At 73.8% G+C, this 15,717-nt stretch carries 17 protein-coding genes; 12 read left to right on the top strand and 5 right to left on the bottom strand.

Annotated features, from left to right (window positions below; all coding sequences use genetic code 11):
- Positions 1 to 58: 58 nt before the first annotated feature.
- On the bottom strand, positions 59 to 652 hold the full coding sequence (locus ACWIYF_RS19950; RefSeq protein WP_448624564.1) for a hypothetical protein: 594 nt from the start codon (positions 650 to 652) through the stop codon (positions 59 to 61).
- Between the two features lie 61 nt (positions 653 to 713).
- On the opposite strand from ACWIYF_RS19950, the gene era reads away from it, so the two are divergent.
- The 3 genes from era to ACWIYF_RS19935 are packed head-to-tail and all read left to right on the top strand — an operon-like array spanning position 714 to position 3,138.
- The gene (gene era, locus ACWIYF_RS19945; RefSeq protein WP_448624563.1) at positions 714 to 1,631 is read left to right on the top strand and encodes a GTPase Era; all 918 of its coding nucleotides are present in this window, start codon (positions 714 to 716) and stop codon (positions 1,629 to 1,631) included.
- On the top strand, positions 1,631 to 2,377 hold the full coding sequence (recO, locus tag ACWIYF_RS19940; RefSeq protein ID WP_448624562.1) for a DNA repair protein RecO: 747 nt from the start codon (positions 1,631 to 1,633) through the stop codon (positions 2,375 to 2,377). Before era ends, recO begins: the two co-directional genes overlap by 1 nt.
- The gene (locus tag ACWIYF_RS19935; protein WP_448624561.1) at positions 2,374 to 3,138 is read left to right on the top strand and encodes an isoprenyl transferase; all 765 of its coding nucleotides are present in this window, start codon (positions 2,374 to 2,376) and stop codon (positions 3,136 to 3,138) included. The genes recO and ACWIYF_RS19935 overlap by 4 nt, the downstream gene beginning before the upstream one ends.
- 137 nt (positions 3,139 to 3,275) lie before the next feature.
- On the opposite strand, the gene ACWIYF_RS19930 is transcribed toward ACWIYF_RS19935, so the two are convergent.
- The 3 genes from ACWIYF_RS19930 to ACWIYF_RS19920 form a co-directional block, all read right to left on the bottom strand.
- A complete protein-coding gene (locus tag ACWIYF_RS19930) occupies positions 3,276 to 3,737 on the bottom strand; it encodes an ester cyclase (protein WP_448624560.1) in 462 nt (153 codons plus the stop codon).
- Positions 3,738 to 3,955: 218 nt separating this feature from the next.
- A complete protein-coding gene (locus ACWIYF_RS19925) occupies positions 3,956 to 4,699 on the bottom strand; it encodes a hypothetical protein (protein ID WP_448624559.1) in 744 nt (247 codons plus the stop codon).
- Entirely contained in the window at positions 4,696 to 5,124 is a 429-nt protein-coding gene (locus ACWIYF_RS19920) for a Fur family transcriptional regulator (protein ID WP_448624558.1), read from the bottom strand. Before ACWIYF_RS19920 ends, ACWIYF_RS19925 begins: the two co-directional genes overlap by 4 nt.
- A 65-nt stretch (positions 5,125 to 5,189) precedes the next feature.
- Between ACWIYF_RS19920 and ACWIYF_RS19915 the strand changes: the two genes are divergently transcribed.
- From ACWIYF_RS19915 to ppdK, 6 genes are all read left to right on the top strand, one after another.
- Positions 5,190 to 5,468, top strand: a complete 279-nt coding sequence (locus ACWIYF_RS19915; protein WP_448624557.1) for an antibiotic biosynthesis monooxygenase — start codon at positions 5,190 to 5,192, stop codon at positions 5,466 to 5,468.
- A complete protein-coding gene (locus ACWIYF_RS19910; protein WP_448624556.1) occupies positions 5,465 to 5,731 on the top strand; it encodes a hypothetical protein in 267 nt (88 codons plus the stop codon). The genes ACWIYF_RS19915 and ACWIYF_RS19910 overlap by 4 nt, the downstream gene beginning before the upstream one ends.
- An 81-nt stretch (positions 5,732 to 5,812) precedes the next feature.
- The gene (locus ACWIYF_RS19905) at positions 5,813 to 7,228 is read left to right on the top strand and encodes a glycine--tRNA ligase (RefSeq protein ID WP_448624555.1); all 1,416 of its coding nucleotides are present in this window, start codon (positions 5,813 to 5,815) and stop codon (positions 7,226 to 7,228) included.
- 78 nt (positions 7,229 to 7,306) lie between these two features.
- Positions 7,307 to 8,464 carry a tRNA dihydrouridine synthase DusB gene (gene dusB, locus ACWIYF_RS19900; protein WP_448624554.1) on the top strand — a complete coding sequence of 386 codons (1,158 nt, stop codon included), beginning with the start codon at positions 7,307 to 7,309 and terminating at the stop codon, positions 8,462 to 8,464.
- Between the two features lie 76 nt (positions 8,465 to 8,540).
- A complete protein-coding gene (locus ACWIYF_RS19895; RefSeq protein ID WP_448624553.1) occupies positions 8,541 to 8,987 on the top strand; it encodes an Rv0361 family membrane protein in 447 nt (148 codons plus the stop codon).
- Positions 8,988 to 9,218: 231 nt separating this feature from the next.
- Positions 9,219 to 11,936, top strand: coding sequence for a pyruvate, phosphate dikinase (ppdK, locus tag ACWIYF_RS19890; protein ID WP_448624552.1), 2,718 nt, complete (start codon positions 9,219 to 9,221; stop codon positions 11,934 to 11,936).
- Between the two features lie 49 nt (positions 11,937 to 11,985).
- Here ppdK and ACWIYF_RS19885 read toward each other — a convergent pair whose 3' ends face one another.
- The gene (locus ACWIYF_RS19885) at positions 11,986 to 12,579 is read right to left on the bottom strand and encodes a hypothetical protein (protein ID WP_448624551.1); all 594 of its coding nucleotides are present in this window, start codon (positions 12,577 to 12,579) and stop codon (positions 11,986 to 11,988) included.
- A gap of 173 nt (positions 12,580 to 12,752) precedes the next feature.
- Here ACWIYF_RS19885 and ACWIYF_RS19880 point away from each other — a divergent pair, with 173 nt between their 5' ends.
- The 3 genes from ACWIYF_RS19880 to ACWIYF_RS19870 are packed head-to-tail and all read left to right on the top strand — an operon-like array spanning position 12,753 to position 15,717.
- Positions 12,753 to 14,363, top strand: coding sequence for a sensor histidine kinase (locus tag ACWIYF_RS19880; RefSeq protein WP_448624550.1), 1,611 nt, complete (start codon positions 12,753 to 12,755; stop codon positions 14,361 to 14,363).
- On the top strand, positions 14,360 to 15,031 hold the full coding sequence (locus ACWIYF_RS19875; protein WP_448624549.1) for a response regulator: 672 nt from the start codon (positions 14,360 to 14,362) through the stop codon (positions 15,029 to 15,031). The genes ACWIYF_RS19880 and ACWIYF_RS19875 overlap by 4 nt, the downstream gene beginning before the upstream one ends.
- A gap of 56 nt (positions 15,032 to 15,087) precedes the next feature.
- Complete coding sequence (locus tag ACWIYF_RS19870) at positions 15,088 to 15,717, top strand: YdcF family protein (RefSeq protein ID WP_448624548.1); 630 nt, start codon at positions 15,088 to 15,090, stop codon at positions 15,715 to 15,717.

Raw genomic sequence — 15,717 nt, 5'->3', positions numbered from 1 at the left:
GTACCGATCGTGCATCATGCCCACCGCATCGATGATGGCCCTGCAGCAGGGTTCTTTCTCAGAGCGGGCGGTCGAGCGCCTCGGCGAAGGCCGCGGGGTCGCGCACCCAGACGGTGAACGCCCGGTCGGTCTCGCCGTCCGGCCCGAGGTGGCGGACGGCGACCCGCGTGCGCCCCGGCCACCAGCCCCCGCGGCGCTTGGCGCGCGGCCAGCCGGCCGGGGGAGCGCCGCGGACGACGTCGCGCACGAGGCCGAGCGTCACCACCCCGAACGACGACGACTGGCGCAACCCCGCGATGTCGGTCGACACCGCGAAGTCCGACACCGTCAGCCGGCCGGTGGAGAAGGCCAGGACGAGCGCCGAGAGCACGAGCACGAGCGGGACCTCGTCGGTCACCGCCGCGGCGCCGTCCCGCCAGCCGAGGAAGGCCAGCCACGCGGCGGCCGCGAGTACGACCAGGACGACGACGACCCAGCGGGCCAGGTCGTACTGCCAGTAGCGCAGCGGCGACGGCGTGACGGTGACCGAGCGCTTCGGCCGGCCCGGGGCGAAGAAGCCGAACGCGGTGACCTGGGAGATGTGCCGTTCCCGGTCCCGGGCGGCCCGCACCGCCGGTGGTTCGTCGTGCCCCCGCTGCGCCCGTCCCGCCATGTCGCCATCCTCCCAACCGCGCTGCGCGGCGGTGTCGCTCCGGGGTGGGAGACTGGGCGCCGTGAGCGCACCGGAGGAGCAGCCGTACCGCAGCGGCTTCGCCTGCCTGGTGGGCCGCCCCAACGCCGGCAAGACGACGCTGACCAACGCGATGGTCGGCACCAAGGTGGGCATCGTCAGCAACCGGCCGCAGACCACCCGCCACGCGATCCGCGGCGTGGTCACCCGCCCGGGCGGACAGCTGGTGCTGGTCGACACCCCTGGGCTGCACAAGCCGCGCAGCCTGCTGGGCCGCCGGCTCAACGACGTCGTCCGCGACACCCTCGCCGACGTCGACGTGATCGTCTTCTGCATCCCCGCCGACCAGCCGGTGGGCGCCGGCGACCGGTTCATCGCCCGCCAGCTCAAGGAGTTCCGGGCACCGGTCGTCGTCGTGGTCACCAAGACCGATGCCGCGAGCAAGAAGCAGATCGCCGAGCAGCTGATGGCGGCGAGCCAACTCGTCGACGCCGCCGAGGTGGTGCCGGTCAGCGCGGTGAAGGGCGACCAGGTCGAGCTGCTCGAGGACCTCCTGGTGGGCCTGCTGCCCGAGGGCCCGGCCATGTACCCGGAGGAGCAGCAGACCGACGACGACGTCGAGCGGCAGATCGCCGAGCTGATCCGCGAGGCGGCGCTGGAGAAGGTGTACGAGGAGGTGCCGCACTCGCTCGCGGTGACCGTCGAGGAGCTGATCCGCCGTCCGGACCCGAAGAAGCCGGGTGCCGAGCTGGTCGAGGTGCACGCGCTGCTGCACGTCGAGCGGGCCAGCCAGAAGCCGATGCTGCTCGGCCGCGGCGGCGAGATGATCAAGCGGATCGGCACCGAGGCACGGGCCGGCCTCGAGCAACTGCTCGGCGCCCGGGTGCACCTCGACCTGCACGTCACCGTCCTCGGCGAGTGGCAGGACGACCCCAAGAAGCTGAACCGGCTCGGGTACTGATGTCCACCACGCCGAAGTCGCTGTACCGCGACGAGGGGGTCGTCCTCCGCACCCAGAAGCTGGGCGAGGCCGACCGGATCGTCACCGTGCTGACCCGCCGGAACGGCAAGGTCCGCGCGGTGGCCAAGGGCGTGCGGCGCACGAAGAGCAAGTTCGGCGCCCGGCTGGAGCCGTTCAGCCACGTCGACCTGCAGTTCTACACGGGCCGCAACCTCGACATCGTGAACCAGGCGGAGTCGATCCGCTCCTACGGCCAGGTGATCGCCGGCGACTACCCCGCCTACACCGCCGGCACCGCGGTGCTCGAGACCGCCGACCGGCTCACCGCCGAGGAGAAGGAGCCGTCGCTGCGGCTGTTCCTGCTGGTCATCGGCGCACTGCGGGCCCTGGAGGAGCAGGCGCACCCGGCCGGCCTGGTGCTCGACGCCTTCCTGCTGCGGGCGATGTCGGTGGCCGGTTGGGAACCGGCGCTCGGCGACTGCGCCCGCTGCGGCGAGCAGGGCCCGCACCGGCACTTCTCCGTCCCGGCCGGCGGCACCGTGTGCCCGTCGTGCCGGCCCACCGGCGCAGCCATGCCCAACCCGGTCACCATCGAGCACATGGAGGCGCTGCTGTCCGGCAACTGGGACCGCGCCGAGGCCAGCCAGGGCGCCCAGCGCCGGGAGGGCAGCGGCCTGGTCGCCGCGCTGCTGCAGTGGCACCTGGAGCGGGGGCTGCGCTCGCTGTCCCTGGTGGACCGCACGTGACCCGACCGGCCCAGGCCCCGAACCCGCACCCGTCCGGAGCCCGCCCGCCGGAGATCCCGCGCGACAAGGTGCCGCGGCACGTCGCGATCGTCATGGACGGCAACGGGCGCTGGGCCAAGCAGCGCGGCCTGCCGCGCACCGCCGGCCACGAAGCGGGGGAGTCCTCGCTGTTCGACTGCGTCGAGGGCGCGATCGAGCTCGGCATCCAGGCCATCAGCGCCTACGCCTTCTCCACGGAGAACTGGCGGCGCAGCCCGGAGGAGGTCCGCTTCCTCATGGGCTTCAACCGCGACGTGATCCGCCGCCGCCGCGACGAGATGCACGCCCTCGGGGTGCGGGTGCGCTGGGCCGGGCGGCGGCCGCGGCTGTGGCGCAGCGTGATCAAGGAGCTCGAGATCGCCGAGGAGCTCACCCGGGACAACGACGTCCTCACCCTGACGATGTGCGTGAACTACGGCGGGCGGGCCGAGATCGCCGACGCCGCGGCCGCGATCGCCCGCGAGGTGGCCGCCGGGCGGCTGGACCCGGACAAGGTCGACGAGTCGACCGTGGCCCGGTTCCTGGACGAGCCGGACATGCCCGACGTCGACCTCTTCGTGCGCAGCTCCGGGGAGAACCGGACCAGCAACTTCCTGCTCTGGCAGTCGGCCTACGCCGAGTTCGTCTTCCTCGACACGCTGTGGCCCGACTTCGACCGACGGCACCTGTGGGCGGCGTGCGAGGAGTACGCCTCACGGCAGCGTCGGTTCGGGAGCGCCTGAGCGCACGCCGCGTCCACGCGGTCCGGGCCAGCATGGGTAACCGGCAGTTCACCTTCGAGCCGCCGCACGGCGCCCCCTGACAGTGCGGCGCCCGCGTCCCCGGAACAGGACGCGGGCGCCGGCTCTCCGGGCAGCCGTCAGGCCGTGGCGGGCTGCGGCGCCTCCGGCATCAGGCCGACCTGCTGCAGGTAGTCGGCCATGTTCCAGTAGAGGTGCTCCTCCGAGACCTTGCCGTCGCGGACCCGGCCGATGGACAGGCCCTGGATCCGGAAGGAGCGGCCGGTGTTCGGCAGGCCGTGCGTCCGGTCCTCCCGGTCGTTCGTGCCGGTCATCACCCACTCCGCGGCCCACATGTCGCCCGTGGCGAAGAGAAGGTCTCCCGCTTCCAGGCGGAAGTCGCTGGAGAAGCTCTCCGTCATGTCGACGAGCATGTCGCGCATCGCATCCGTGCCCTCGAAGCGTTCACCGAGCCCCTTGTCGTCGAAGACGACGTCGTCGGTCACGCACGCCACCACCTGCGCCGGGTCGTGGCTGTTCCACGCCTCGAGGTAGGCAGTCAACCAGCTGGGGATCCCGGAGCCTGCCGCGTTCTCCGCCATCATTCCCACTCCTCGGTGAGCTGTGGCTCGTCCCCCTGACGCCCCCGTGGGACCGGCGGAAACTACTCCCGGCCAGCAGCCGCGGGAAGGGTCCCGCGGCCCGCGACCGCGGATGACATCGCTCAGCGGCTCGAGGCCCTGGCTGCGCACCAGCTGGCGCACGCCTCGAACGACGGACGGCCCCGCCCCCCGATCGTCGCGGGGCGGAACCGCCGTCCTCAGACCCGGAAGTCGCTGTTGTCCGGGTCGTTCCACCACTTCCACAGCGTGGCCAGGCCCTCCTGGCCGCCCTGGGTGATGATGATCGCCTCGGCGTTGGCGTCGTCCTGTGTCCACACCACCAGCGCGTCCTGCGAGTCCGGATCGATGTGGCAGGCGACCCGCCCGGCGCGCTGGTCGTCGTCGCCGCTGTAGAACCGATACCCCTGGGCGTCGGGGCAGTCGGTGTCGTCGAGCTGGGCGAGCCCCTCGGCCCGCACGTCCCGGAGGAACACGCTGTCGAGGGTGTCGCTGTCCGGGTACAGGTAGAACACCGAGGCGGTCGGGCCGGGCTGGGTCGCGGCGCCGCCGCAGTCGACCGAGGCGAGGTCGCCGTCGCCGGCCGGCTCGTTGGTGCGGCAGCTCTCCGGGTCGAAGCCGCCCGGGACCCGCGCGATCAGCGTCTCCTCGTCCGTCGGCGCCGCTGTCGACGGTGCGGTCGTCGGCGGGGAGGTCACTGGCGGGTTGTCGCCGCCGGCGCCGTCCCCACCCGTGAGGACGACAACGAGCACGACGATGCCGACCACCACGAGCGCGCCGATACCGAGCAGCACCTGGAGCAGCCGCTTGCGGCCCCCGGAGGCCGACGGGCCATCGGGCCCGCCCACTGTCGGCCCGAGCGGGGGACCGGCCTGCCCGGGCGGCGGGTAGGCGGACGCGCCCTGCCCGTTCCCCGGCCGGCCCGGGTTGGAGTCGGCGTTCACGCCCGCGTCTGCTCCTCCCGCGCCGGGCCGGACGCCGGCGGCGCGAGGCGGCAGTCGACGCAGGTGCCGAAGATCTCCAGCGTGTGGCTGACGTCGGCGAAGCCGTGCTCGTCGGCGACCGTGTCGGCCCAGCGCTCGAAGGCGGGCGGCCCGGCCACCTCCACCGTCCGCCCGCACTCGCGGCAGACCAGGTGGTGGTGGTGCTGGGGGCTGCAGCGGCGGTAGAGCGCCTCACCGGAGTCGGTCCGGATGGAGTCGAGCTCGCCGTCGTCGGCCAGTGACTGCACCGCGCGGTAGACCGTCGACAGGCCGACCGGGTCGCCGGTCGAGCGCAGCCGGGCGTGCACCTCCTGGGCGCTGTGGAAGCCCTCCAGGTCCTGGAAGACCGCCCGGACCGCAGCGCGCTGTCGGGTGGTGCGAGCCATGCGGCCATGGTGCCATTCGGTTCGGTGACCAGCGGACCTACGAGAGGACGACGACCGTGTTCGCGGTGACGCGCCTGCGAGTGCCCGAGAGCGGGGGAGGCGAGCTCGCCGCGGCGGCGTCGGCGCTGCTGGCCGCGCTGGCCGCGCGGCCGGGCTTCGTCGGCGGGGAGGTCGGCCGCTCGACCGAGGACGGCGAGCTGTGGGCGCTGCTCACCCGCTGGGACGGCGTCGGCTCCTACCGCCGCGCCCTCTCCGCCGCCGAGGTGAAGATCGCCGGGGCGCCGGTGTGGGTGCACGCGGTCGACGAGCCGGGCGTCTACGTGGCCGCCGAGGACCCGGCGTGACACGGCCACCCGAGCACCCCGACGAGCCCGAGCCCACCCGCGAGCGGCGCCTCCCGGTGCCGCCGCCGGGCGAGCCCCTCACCGACCAGCCCACCGAGCAGCTCAGGCCGCCGGAGGCGCCCGATCCGACCACCCCGCTGGATCCCGCCGAGCCGCTGCCGGTGGTGGCGCCGCGCCGGCGCAGCCGCACGCCGTACGTCATCGCCGTGCTGGTGCTGCTGGTCGTCGCCGTCGGTGTGGTCGCCGTCGTGCTCTGGGGCTAGCCAGCCGTCCGCCGGGCCGCCGGAGGGCGCCAACTACCGTGGACGGGTCAACCCGCCGACCGCCAGCCGGATGGAGCCCCCGTGGCAGCGCCCGCGAACGCCAGCACGTCCCAGCACGACCCCGCCCGCCTCGACAAGGTGGTCAACCTCTGCAAGCGACGGGGCTTCGTCTTCCCGTCCGGTGAGATCTACGGCGGCACCCGCTCCGCCTGGGACTACGGGCCCCTGGGCGTCGAGCTCAAGGAGAACATCAAGCGGCAGTGGTGGCGCACCGTCGTCCAGAGCCGGGACGACATCGTCGGCCTGGACTCCTCGGTGATCCTGCCGCGGCAGGTGTGGGTGGCCTCCGGCCACGTCGGCGTCTTCTCCGACCCGCTGACCGAGTGCCAGAGCTGCCACCACCGGTTCCGGGCAGACCACCTCGAGGAGGACTTCGAGGCGAAGAAGGGCCGGCCGCCGGCCGCCGGGCTGGTCGACATCAGCTGCCCGAACTGCGGCACGAAGGGCGCGTGGACCGAGCCGCGCGACTTCAACATGATGCTGAAGACCTACCTCGGCCCGGTCGAGGACGAGTCGGGGCTGCACTACCTGCGGCCGGAGACCGCGCAGGGGATCTTCGTCAACTTCGCCAACGTCAGCGGCGCCGCGCGCAAGAAGCCGCCGTTCGGCATCGGCCAGATCGGCAAGTCCTTCCGCAACGAGATCACCCCGGGCAACTTCATCTTCCGGACCCGCGAGTTCGAGCAGATGGAGATGGAGTTCTTCGTCGAGCCCGGCACCGACGAGGAGTGGCACCAGTACTGGATCGACGAGCGCACCCGCTGGTACACCGACCTCGGCATCGCCCGGGACAACCTGCGCCACTACGAGCACCCGAAGGAGAAGCTGTCGCACTACTCGACGCGCACCGTCGACATCGAGTACCGCTTCGGCTTCCAGGGCTCGGAGTGGGGTGAGCTCGAGGGCATCGCCAATCGCACCGACTTCGACCTCAAGACGCACTCCGAGCACTCCGGCGTCGACCTGATCTACTTCGACCAGGCCAGCAACACCCGCTGGACGCCGTACGTGATCGAGCCGGCGGCCGGGCTCACCCGCTCGCTGATGGCCTTCCTGATCGAGGCCTACTCCGAGGACGAGGCGCCCAACACCAAGGGCGGTGTCGACGTCCGCACGGTGCTGCGGCTGGACCCGCGGCTGGCGCCGGTCAAGGCCGCCGTCCTGCCGCTGTCGCGCAACGCCGACCTGTCACCGAAGGCCCGCGACCTCGCGGCGACGCTGCGGCAGAGCTGGAACGTCGACTTCGACGACGCCGGCGCGATCGGCCGCCGGTACCGCCGGCAGGACGAGATCGGCACGCCGTTCTGCCTCACCGTCGATTTCGACACCCTCGAGGACGACGCGGTGACCGTGCGGGAGCGGGACTCGATGGCCCAGGAGCGCATCGGCCTGGACCGCGTGGAGGCCTACCTCAAGGAACGCCTCCCCGTCTGCTGACGGTGCGCTTTGTCGCGATGAACCACGCGTGCTTCATCGCGACAAAGCGCACCGACGGCGCCGCCTACCCTGGGTTGCATGACCAGCACGCTCGAGCCGGCGACGGCGATCGCGCCGCTGTGGCTGGGCGAGCTCACCGTCGACCCGGCCGTCGTCCTCGCCCCGATGGCCGGCATCACCAACCCCGCGTTCCGCACGCTGTGCCGCGAGTTCGGGGCCGGCCTCTACGTCTGCGAGATGATCACCACGCGGGCGCTGGTCGAGCGCAACGAGAAGACGCTGCAGATGGTCCGCGCGACGCCGGACGAGAAGGACGCGTTCTCCGTCCAGCTCTACGGCGTCGACCCGGCGACGGTCGGCCGCGCGGTGGAGATGCTGGTCGACGAGGGCGTCGCCGGCACCCGCCCCGCGCACATCGACCTCAACTTCGGCTGCCCGGTGCCCAAGGTGACCCGCAAGGGCGGCGGCTCGGCGCTGCCGTGGCGCCGGGTGCTGTTCGGCAACATCGTCCGGGCCGCGGTGCGGGCAGCCGGCGACGTCCCGGTCACGGTGAAGACGCGGATCGGCATCGACGACGAGCACCACACGTACCTGGAGGCCGGCCGGATCGCCGAGGACGCCGGCGCCGCCGCGATCACGCTGCACGGCCGCACCGCCGACCAGCTCTACAGCGGCACCGCCGACTGGTCGCCCATCGCCCGCCTGGTCGAGGCGGTCGGCATCCCGGTGCTCGGCAACGGCGACATCTGGGAGGCGGACGACGCGCTGCGCATGATCGCCGAGACGGGGTGCGCCGGCGTGGTGATCGGCCGCGGCTGCCTCGGCCGCCCGTGGCTGTTCGGCGACCTGGCCGCCGCCTTCGCCGGTGAGCCGTCCCGCCGCCTGCCCACCCTCCGGGAAGTGGCCGCGGTCATGTACCGGCACGCCGAGCTGCTCAGCGAGGAGCAGGGGGAGCGGCACGGCTGCACCGACTTCCGCAAGCACGTCGCCTGGTACCTCAAGGGCTTCTCGGTCGGCTCCGACGTCCGCCGGGCGCTGGCGATGGTGAGCGGCCTCGACGAGCTGGCCGGGCTGCTCGACCGGATCCCCGACCAGCCCTACCCGGTGGAGGTCCTCGGCGCCCCGCGCGGGCGGACCAGCCCGCCGCGGCCGGTCGCCCTGCCCGAGGGATGGCTCGCCGACCGCGACGACCCGCGCCCGCCGGCCGGCGCCGAGCTGGGGGTCAGCGGCGGATGACCGACGCGAAGATGACGGTCGAGGGAGCATCGCAGCGAGGAACGAGCGAGGAGCGGATCGAGACCGGAGTCGAGCCATGAGCACCGGGCCTTATCTCTACGACGAGGGCCCGGAGGACCTGCACACCGGCACCGGCCGCAGCCGGCGCGGCCTGCTGGTCGCGATCTTCGGCGGCACGGTGCTGGTCGCGGTGGCCGCCGCCGTCGCCCTGCTGGTGGTCCGCGGATCGGCGGGGGAGCAGGCCACCGAGGCGGCCGGCGTCTTCCTCGCCGCCCTCCAGCAGGACGACGTCGAGACCGCCTACGGCCTGCTGTGCGCCGACGAGCGGGCCCGCCTGCAGCCGGCGGACGTCGCCGCCGAGTACCTGCGCCCGGGCACGCCCCGGATCGGGGACACCACGGAGGACGGCGACGCGCAGCAGGTGGAGGTCCGCTGGACCGACGGCGACGCCGTGAGCAGCACCGTCCTCACCCTCGTGAACGAGGGCGGCGCGCGCGTCTGCGGCACTGCGGCGGCCGGCTGAGCCCTCGCCGCGAGATCCCTTCTGAGCAGCGGGTGCGCCTGCCACGCGCCGGCGGGCCGCCGGCGCCCGGTGACCCGTGTCACCCGCCCCAGGGCTCGCGGTGCCGCCCGCCGTCCGCCACGATCACCACCAACATTCTCGAACGGACGTCCCAGACGTCTGCTGTTCTCGCCCGTCCTGCACCACGATGGACGGACATCGGGCGGGGGCTGGCGAGCGCGGAGGTGCACGGTGGGTGGAAGCGGGCAGTCGTCGACCGCGAAGTGGGTCTACGACTTCAGCGAGGGCAACAAGGACCAGAAGGACCTCCTCGGCGGCAAGGGCGCGAACCTCGCCGAGATGACCAACCTGGGCCTGCCCGTCCCACCCGGCTTCACGATCACCACCGACGCGTGCCGGTACTACCTGGAGCACGGCGACACCCCGCCCGACCTCGCCGACCAGGTCACCGACCACCTGACCGCGCTCGAGAAGGCGATGGGCAAGACCCTCGGCGACCCGGCCGACCCGCTGCTGGTGTCGGTGCGCTCCGGCGCCGCCGCCTCCATGCCCGGGATGATGGAGACCGTCCTCAACGTCGGCCTCAACGACGAGTCGGTGCAGGGGCTGGCCGCGCAGTCCGGCAGCGAGCGCTTCGCCTGGGACTCCTACCGCCGGCTGATCCAGATGTTCGGCAAGACCGTCCTCGGCATCGAGGGCGAGCTGTTCGACGAGGCCCTCGACGCCGTCAAGCGCGAGCAGGGCACCGAGCTGGACCTCGACCTCGACACCGAGCACCTCCGGGACGTCGTCGGCCGGTACAAGGCGATCGTCCGGGAGCACGCCGGCCGCGACTTCCCGCAGGACCCGCGCGAGCAGATGGACCTCGCGATCAACGCCGTCTTCGACTCGTGGAACGCCGATCGGGCGATCCTCTACCGGCGCCGCGAGCGCATCCCCGGCGACGCCGGCACCGCGGTCAACGTCGTCGCGATGGTGTTCGGCAACCTCGGCATGGACTCCGGCACCGGTGTCGCGTTCACCCGTGACCCGGGCAGCGGCGAGCAGGGCGTCTACGGCGACTACCTGCAGAACGCCCAGGGTGAGGACGTCGTCGCCGGCATCCGCAACACCGTGCCGCTCACCGAGCTGGAGACGATCGACAAGGGCGCCTACGACGAGCTCATGTCGATCATGGCCCGGCTCGAGGGCCACTACCGCGACCTGTGCGACATCGAGTTCACCGTCGAGCGCAACAAGCTCTGGATGCTGCAGACCCGCGTGGGCAAGCGCACCGCCGGCGCGGCCTTCCGCATCGCCACCCAACTGGTCGACGAGGGCCTCATCGACATGGACGAGGCGGTCCGGCGGGTCACCGGCGACCAGCTCGCGCAGCTGATGTTCCCGCGGTTCGTCTCCGGCGGGGACGCCCAGCAGCTCACCCAGGGCATGAACGCCTCACCCGGCGCCGCCGTCGGCAAGGCGGTGTTCGACTCCGAGACCGCCGTCCGCTGGGCGCAGTCGGGGGAGAAGGTCGTCCTGGTCCGCCGGGAGACCAACCCCGACGACCTCTCCGGGATGATCGCCGCCCAGGGCGTGCTCACCAGCCGCGGCGGCAAGACCTCGCACGCCGCCGTGGTCGCCCGCGGCATGGGCAAGACCTGCGTCTGCGGCGCCGAGGAGCTGCAGGTCGACACCAAGGCGCGCAAGTTCACCGCGCCCGACGGCACGGTCGTGAACGAGGGCGACGTCCTCTCCATCGACGGCTCCACCGGCCGCGTCTGGCTGGGTGAGGTGCCGGTCGAGCCGTCGTCCGTCGTCCGCTACTTCGAGGGCGAGCTGGACCCCGACGCCGCGGACGCCGACGACCTGGTGAAGGCCGTGCACCGGATCCTCACCCACGCCGACGAGGTGCGCCGGCTGGGCGTGCGCACCAACGCCGACACCCCGGAGGACTCCGCCCGGGCCCGGCGCTTCGGCGCGCAGGGCATCGGCCTGTGCCGGACCGAGCACATGTTCCTGGGCGACCGGCGGCAGCTGGTGGAGAAGCTGATCCTCGCCGAGGGCGACGAGGAGCGGCAGGCCGCGCTCGACGCGCTGGAGCCGCTGCAGAAGCAGGACTTCACCGAGATCTTCGAGGCCATGGACGGGCTGCCGGTGACCGTGCGGCTGCTCGACCCGCCGCTGCACGAGTTCCTCCCCGACCTCACCGAGCTGTCGGTGCGGGTGGCCGTGGCCGAGGCGCAGGGCCACCCGGACGAGGGGAACCTGCGCCTGCTGGCCGCCGTCCGCCGGCTGCACGAGCAGAACCCGATGCTGGGGCTGCGCGGTGTGCGGCTGGGCCTGGTCGTGCCGGGCCTGTTCAACATGCAGGTGCGGGCGATCGTCGAGGCCACCTGCGAGCGGATGAAAGCCGGCGGCGACCCGCGGCCGGAGATCATGATCCCGCTGGTGGGCGCGGTGCAGGAGCTCGAGGCGATCCGCGAGGAGGCCGAGCGGGTCATCACCGAGGTGTGCAAGGAGCACGGCGTCGACATGAAGGTCCCGATCGGCACGATGGTCGAGGTCCCGCGCGCGGCTCTGACGGCGGAGGAGATCGCGCAGTCGGCGGAGTTCTTCTCGTTCGGCACCAACGACCTGACCCAGATGACGTGGGGGTTCTCGCGGGACGACGTCGAGGCGGCGTTCTTCCACGCCTACCTGGACAAGGGGATCTTCGGCGTCTCGCCGTTCGAGTCGCTGGACCGCGACGGCGTCGGCCGGCTGGTCTCGTTCGCCGTCGAGCGGGGCCGCCGCGGGCGCCCCGAGCTCAAGCTGGGCGTCTGCGGCGAGCACGGCGGCGACCCGGACTCCGTGCACTTCTTCCACGAGGTCGGCCTCGACTACGTCTCCTGCTCGCCGTTCCGGGTGCCGGTGGCGCGGCTGGAGGCCGGCCGGGCGGCGCTGGGCGCGGAGCACGTCGGCTCGTGACCAGCACGGGGTGCGGGACGACCACCTCGCCCCGCACCCCGCCCCCCGATCAGCCGCGGGCCGCCGCCAAGGGCCCGGTCGGGACCGGCGCGGCCACGGCGCTGCGGCCGAGCAGGGCGAGCCCGACGTACACCGCCGTCTCCGCGTACGCGGGGTGACCCCAGCCCGGGGCGAGGGCCTCCACCAGGAAGGTCAGGCCGATCACCGGCAGCGTGGCCACCAGCACGGTGGCCGGTCCCCGCGTCTCCGGGCGGCGCAGCAGTGTGGCGCCCAGGACGACCGCGAGCACGAACATCAGGAGGAAGCTCACCCCGGCGACCGCGCCGAGAACCGATGCAGCGGTGGCGGTCGACACCGCGCCCCCCACGGCCAGGACGACCAGATCGGCGGCGAGCACGCGGCGGATCCAGCGGCGTGCGGCGCTGCCGGCATCGATGGAGTCGGCAGCCCGGACGAGAACCGCGGCCAGCACCACGAAGGTCACCGACAGGAGGATCGCGGCCCCGGCGTAGCCCCACGCCGTCCCGTGGTCGGCGTCCCAGGGCGGGACGACGTCGGTCGTGGCCCGCAGCACCGCGTCGGCGACCGAGAAGACCGACGCCGCCACCGCGACGCCCAGCGCCGCTCGAGTCAACTGGTTCATGGATCGCTCCTTCGTCGGGCGCACCGGCTGTCGATGCGCGGCACCACGGACGCTAGGAACGCCGGCCCGGGCGGTCGTCCACCCGCGGGACCGTGCCCGAGCCGACCTGCGGACGACCCGGGTACGACGTTCGGACGACGTCCCGGGCCGCCGGGAATGGCTACGGTCCTCGTGTGTCGCGCTCCCGCGTGCTCACCGCCGCAGCCGCCGTCCCGGCGGTCGGCGCAGCGGCGCTCGCGGTCCTGCTGAGCGAGGACGCCGGCTGGCCGGAGCTGCTGTTCCTCAGCGTGCTGGCGCTGACCCTGCTGGCCGCCGTCCGGCTGGCGGGACGGGCGGGACGGCGGGCGGTCGGCGAGCGCGCGCGGGCCACCCGGCTCGCGGGGACGCCGGTCGACGCCGTCGCGGCGGCCGCGGTGGCCGGGGAGCGGTCCCGCCTGGCGGCCGACATCCACGAAGTGGTCCGGACGGCGGCCGGCCGGATGGGCGACGCCGCCGAGACCGCGGCCCGCCGGTGGGACGACGACCCGACACCGGCGCTGCTCGCGGTGCAGGAGGAGGGCGAGCGCGCGGGTGTCGAGCTGCGGCGGCTGCTCGGCCTGCTGCGGGAGGCCGACGCCGCCTCCGCCGCCGAGCAGCTCCCGCCCGCGCCCGGCCCGCGGATCGCCCGCGGGGACGTCGTGCCCGCCGCCGCCGTCACGGCGCTGGCGATCGCGGAGCAGTTCGCCTACGGCGCCGAGGTGCGGCCGGGCGTCGGTGACGACCCGCTGTCGGTGACGCTGGCAGCTGCAGCGGCAGCGACGGTCGTGCTGCGCCGACCCGCGCCCGCGGCCGGCGCGGCCGCGTGCGGGCTGGTCTTCGCGGTCAGCGCCCTCACCCGGCCGATCGCCAGCGGCTTCTGGATCATCGCGACCCTCGGGGTGCTGGCGTGGGCGACCGCGGCGGCCGCGCGTCCCCTTCCCGGTGCGACCGGGCTGGTGCTGCTCTGGGCGGGTGCCGCGGCCGGTATCGGCATCCAGGACCCGGACAACCTGCCGTTCACGCTCGTGCTGCTCGGGGTCGCCACCGCGGGCGGGGCCGTCGTCCGGGCCAGTGACGCGTGGGGCCGGTCGGCGCGGGCCCGTGCCGACCGGCGGGCCGCCGAGCTCGACGCGGCGGCGCAGGCCGCGGTGCGCCAGGAACGGCTGGCCGTCGCACGCGAGCTGCACGACGTCGTGTCGCACGCGATCGGGGTGATGGTGATGCAGGCGGGCGCGGCGCTCGCGACCCGGTACACCGATCCGGCACGGGCACAGCGGGCCCTGGACGTGGTGCGGCGCACGGCGGACGAAACCTCGCGGGAGCTGGCGCGGCTCCTGGCGGTGATCGACACCGGCGCCCTCGGCGCCCCCGTGTCCACGGGCGGCGAGGAGGACGCGCTGACCGCGCTCGTCGACCGCATGCGCGGCGGGGGGCTGGCGGTCCGGCTCGTCGTGGAGGGGACGCCGGCGGGCGAGGCGGCCCCGGTCGTCTACCGGATCGTCCAGGAGTCCCTGACCAACGTCGTCCGGCACGCGCCCGGCGCCGCCGTCACCGTGCTGGTCCGGGCGCAGGGGGCGGGGGTCACCGTGGAGGTCGCCGACGACGGGCCCGGCCCGGCGCGGGAGTCGCGCCGCGGCTACGGCCTGGTCGGCCTCGCCGAGCGGGTGCACCGGCTCGGCGGCGAGTTCGACGCCGGCCCCCGGCCCGACGGGACGGGCTTCCGCGTGCGGGCCTGGCTTCCGGCTCTGGCGGCGAGCGGCGCATGAGCGACCGGATCCGGGTGCTGATCGCCGACGACCACGACCTGCTGCGGGACGGCGTGGCGGCGATCCTCGGCGCGGACCCGGCGATCGAGGTGGTGGGGGAGGCCTCCAGTGGCCCGTCGGCGGTCGCCGCGGCGCGCGCCCTGGCGCCGGACGTCGTCCTGATGGACGTCGAGATGCCCGGCGGCGACGGCCTGCGGGCCACCCGGGAGGTGCTCGACTCCTGCCCGGGGACGCGCGTCCTCGTCCTGACCATGTTCGACCTGGACGAGTACGTGCTCGAGGCCCTGCGTGCGGGCGCCTCCGGCTTCCTGCTCAAGACCACGCCGTCGGGCCGGCTGGCCGAGGCGGTGCGCGCGTGCGCGGCGGGGGAGACGCTGCTGGCGCCCAGCGTCACCCGCCGGCTCGTCGAGAGCTTCGTCCGCCGTCCGCCGCCGTCCCGGGCCGGGACGGTGCCGGCGGAGCTGACGGGCCTGACCGAACGCGAGCTGGACGTCCTGCGCGCGATGGCCCGGGGGCTGTCCAACGCCGAGATCGGCGCCGAGCTGTACCTGGCGGAGACGACCGTGAAGACGCACGTCACCCGCATCCTGGCCAAGCTGGGCCTGCGGGACCGGGTGCAGGCGGTGATCCTCGCCTACGAGACCGGGCTCGTCGGCTCGGGGTCCTGACGGCACACCGTCCCCAGGCGCCTCACGGCGTCGGTGTCGCGTGGTACCCATGACGCGTGGGGGTGCGGCTCGGCAGTCTGGTGGGCAGGGTGGTCGCGGCCGTCGTGCTGGCCCTCGTGCTGTTCGTGACCTCCACCGCCCTGGCCATCTGGTACACCGCCCGCCAGGACTCGCGCCCGCAGTCCGACGCGATCGTCGTCCTGGGCTCGGCGCAGTACAACGGCGTGCCCTCGTCGATCTTCGAGGCCCGGCTGGAGCACGCGCTGGCGCTCTACGAGGACGGCGTCGCGCCGGTGGTGGTGACCGTCGGCGGCAAGAAGGCCGGTGACCAGTTCACCGAGGCCGAGGCCGGGCGCGACTACCTGGCGAACGCCGGCATCCCGGTCGACTCGCTGCTGGCCGTGCCGGAGGGCGTCGACACGCTGGAGAGCATGCGGGTCGTGGGGACGGCGTTCGCCGACCGCGGGTGGACCTCCGCGGTGCTGGTCACCGATCCGTGGCACGCCATGCGCGCCGAGCGGATGGCGGAGGACTTGGGCATCGAGGCGGAGAGCTCGCCGACCCGGCAGGGGCCGGCGGTGCAGACCCGCGCGACCCAGTTCCGCTACATCCTGCGCGAGACGGCGGCTTACCTCCTCTACCGCGCGACCGGCGAGAGCGTCGCCGGCGCGCCCGGGATCGGCTGA

The sequence above is a fragment of the Geodermatophilus sp. URMC 64 genome, assembly GCF_053502555.1.
This window is presented reverse-complemented; position numbering and strand designations above follow the sequence as displayed.

What these genes read in the sequence shown, in the direction of transcription:
- dusB (WP_448624554.1), top strand. Translation starts at nt 7,307, where the DNA reads ATGACCAGCACGCTCGAGCCGGCGACGGCGATCGCGCCGCTGTGGCTG.
- ACWIYF_RS19875 (WP_448624549.1), top strand. Translation starts at nt 14,360, where the DNA reads ATGAGCGACCGGATCCGGGTGCTGATCGCCGACGACCACGACCTGCTG.
- ACWIYF_RS19950 (WP_448624564.1), bottom strand. Translation starts at nt 652, where the DNA reads ATGGCGGGACGGGCGCAGCGGGGGCACGACGAACCACCGGCGGTGCGG.
- recO (WP_448624562.1), top strand. Translation starts at nt 1,631, where the DNA reads ATGTCCACCACGCCGAAGTCGCTGTACCGCGACGAGGGGGTCGTCCTC.
- ACWIYF_RS19920 (WP_448624558.1), bottom strand. Translation starts at nt 5,124, where the DNA reads ATGGCTCGCACCACCCGACAGCGCGCTGCGGTCCGGGCGGTCTTCCAG.
- ACWIYF_RS19885 (WP_448624551.1), bottom strand. Translation starts at nt 12,579, where the DNA reads ATGAACCAGTTGACTCGAGCGGCGCTGGGCGTCGCGGTGGCGGCGTCG.
- ACWIYF_RS19895 (WP_448624553.1), top strand. Translation starts at nt 8,541, where the DNA reads ATGAGCACCGGGCCTTATCTCTACGACGAGGGCCCGGAGGACCTGCAC.
- ACWIYF_RS19930 (WP_448624560.1), bottom strand. Translation starts at nt 3,737, where the DNA reads ATGGCGGAGAACGCGGCAGGCTCCGGGATCCCCAGCTGGTTGACTGCC.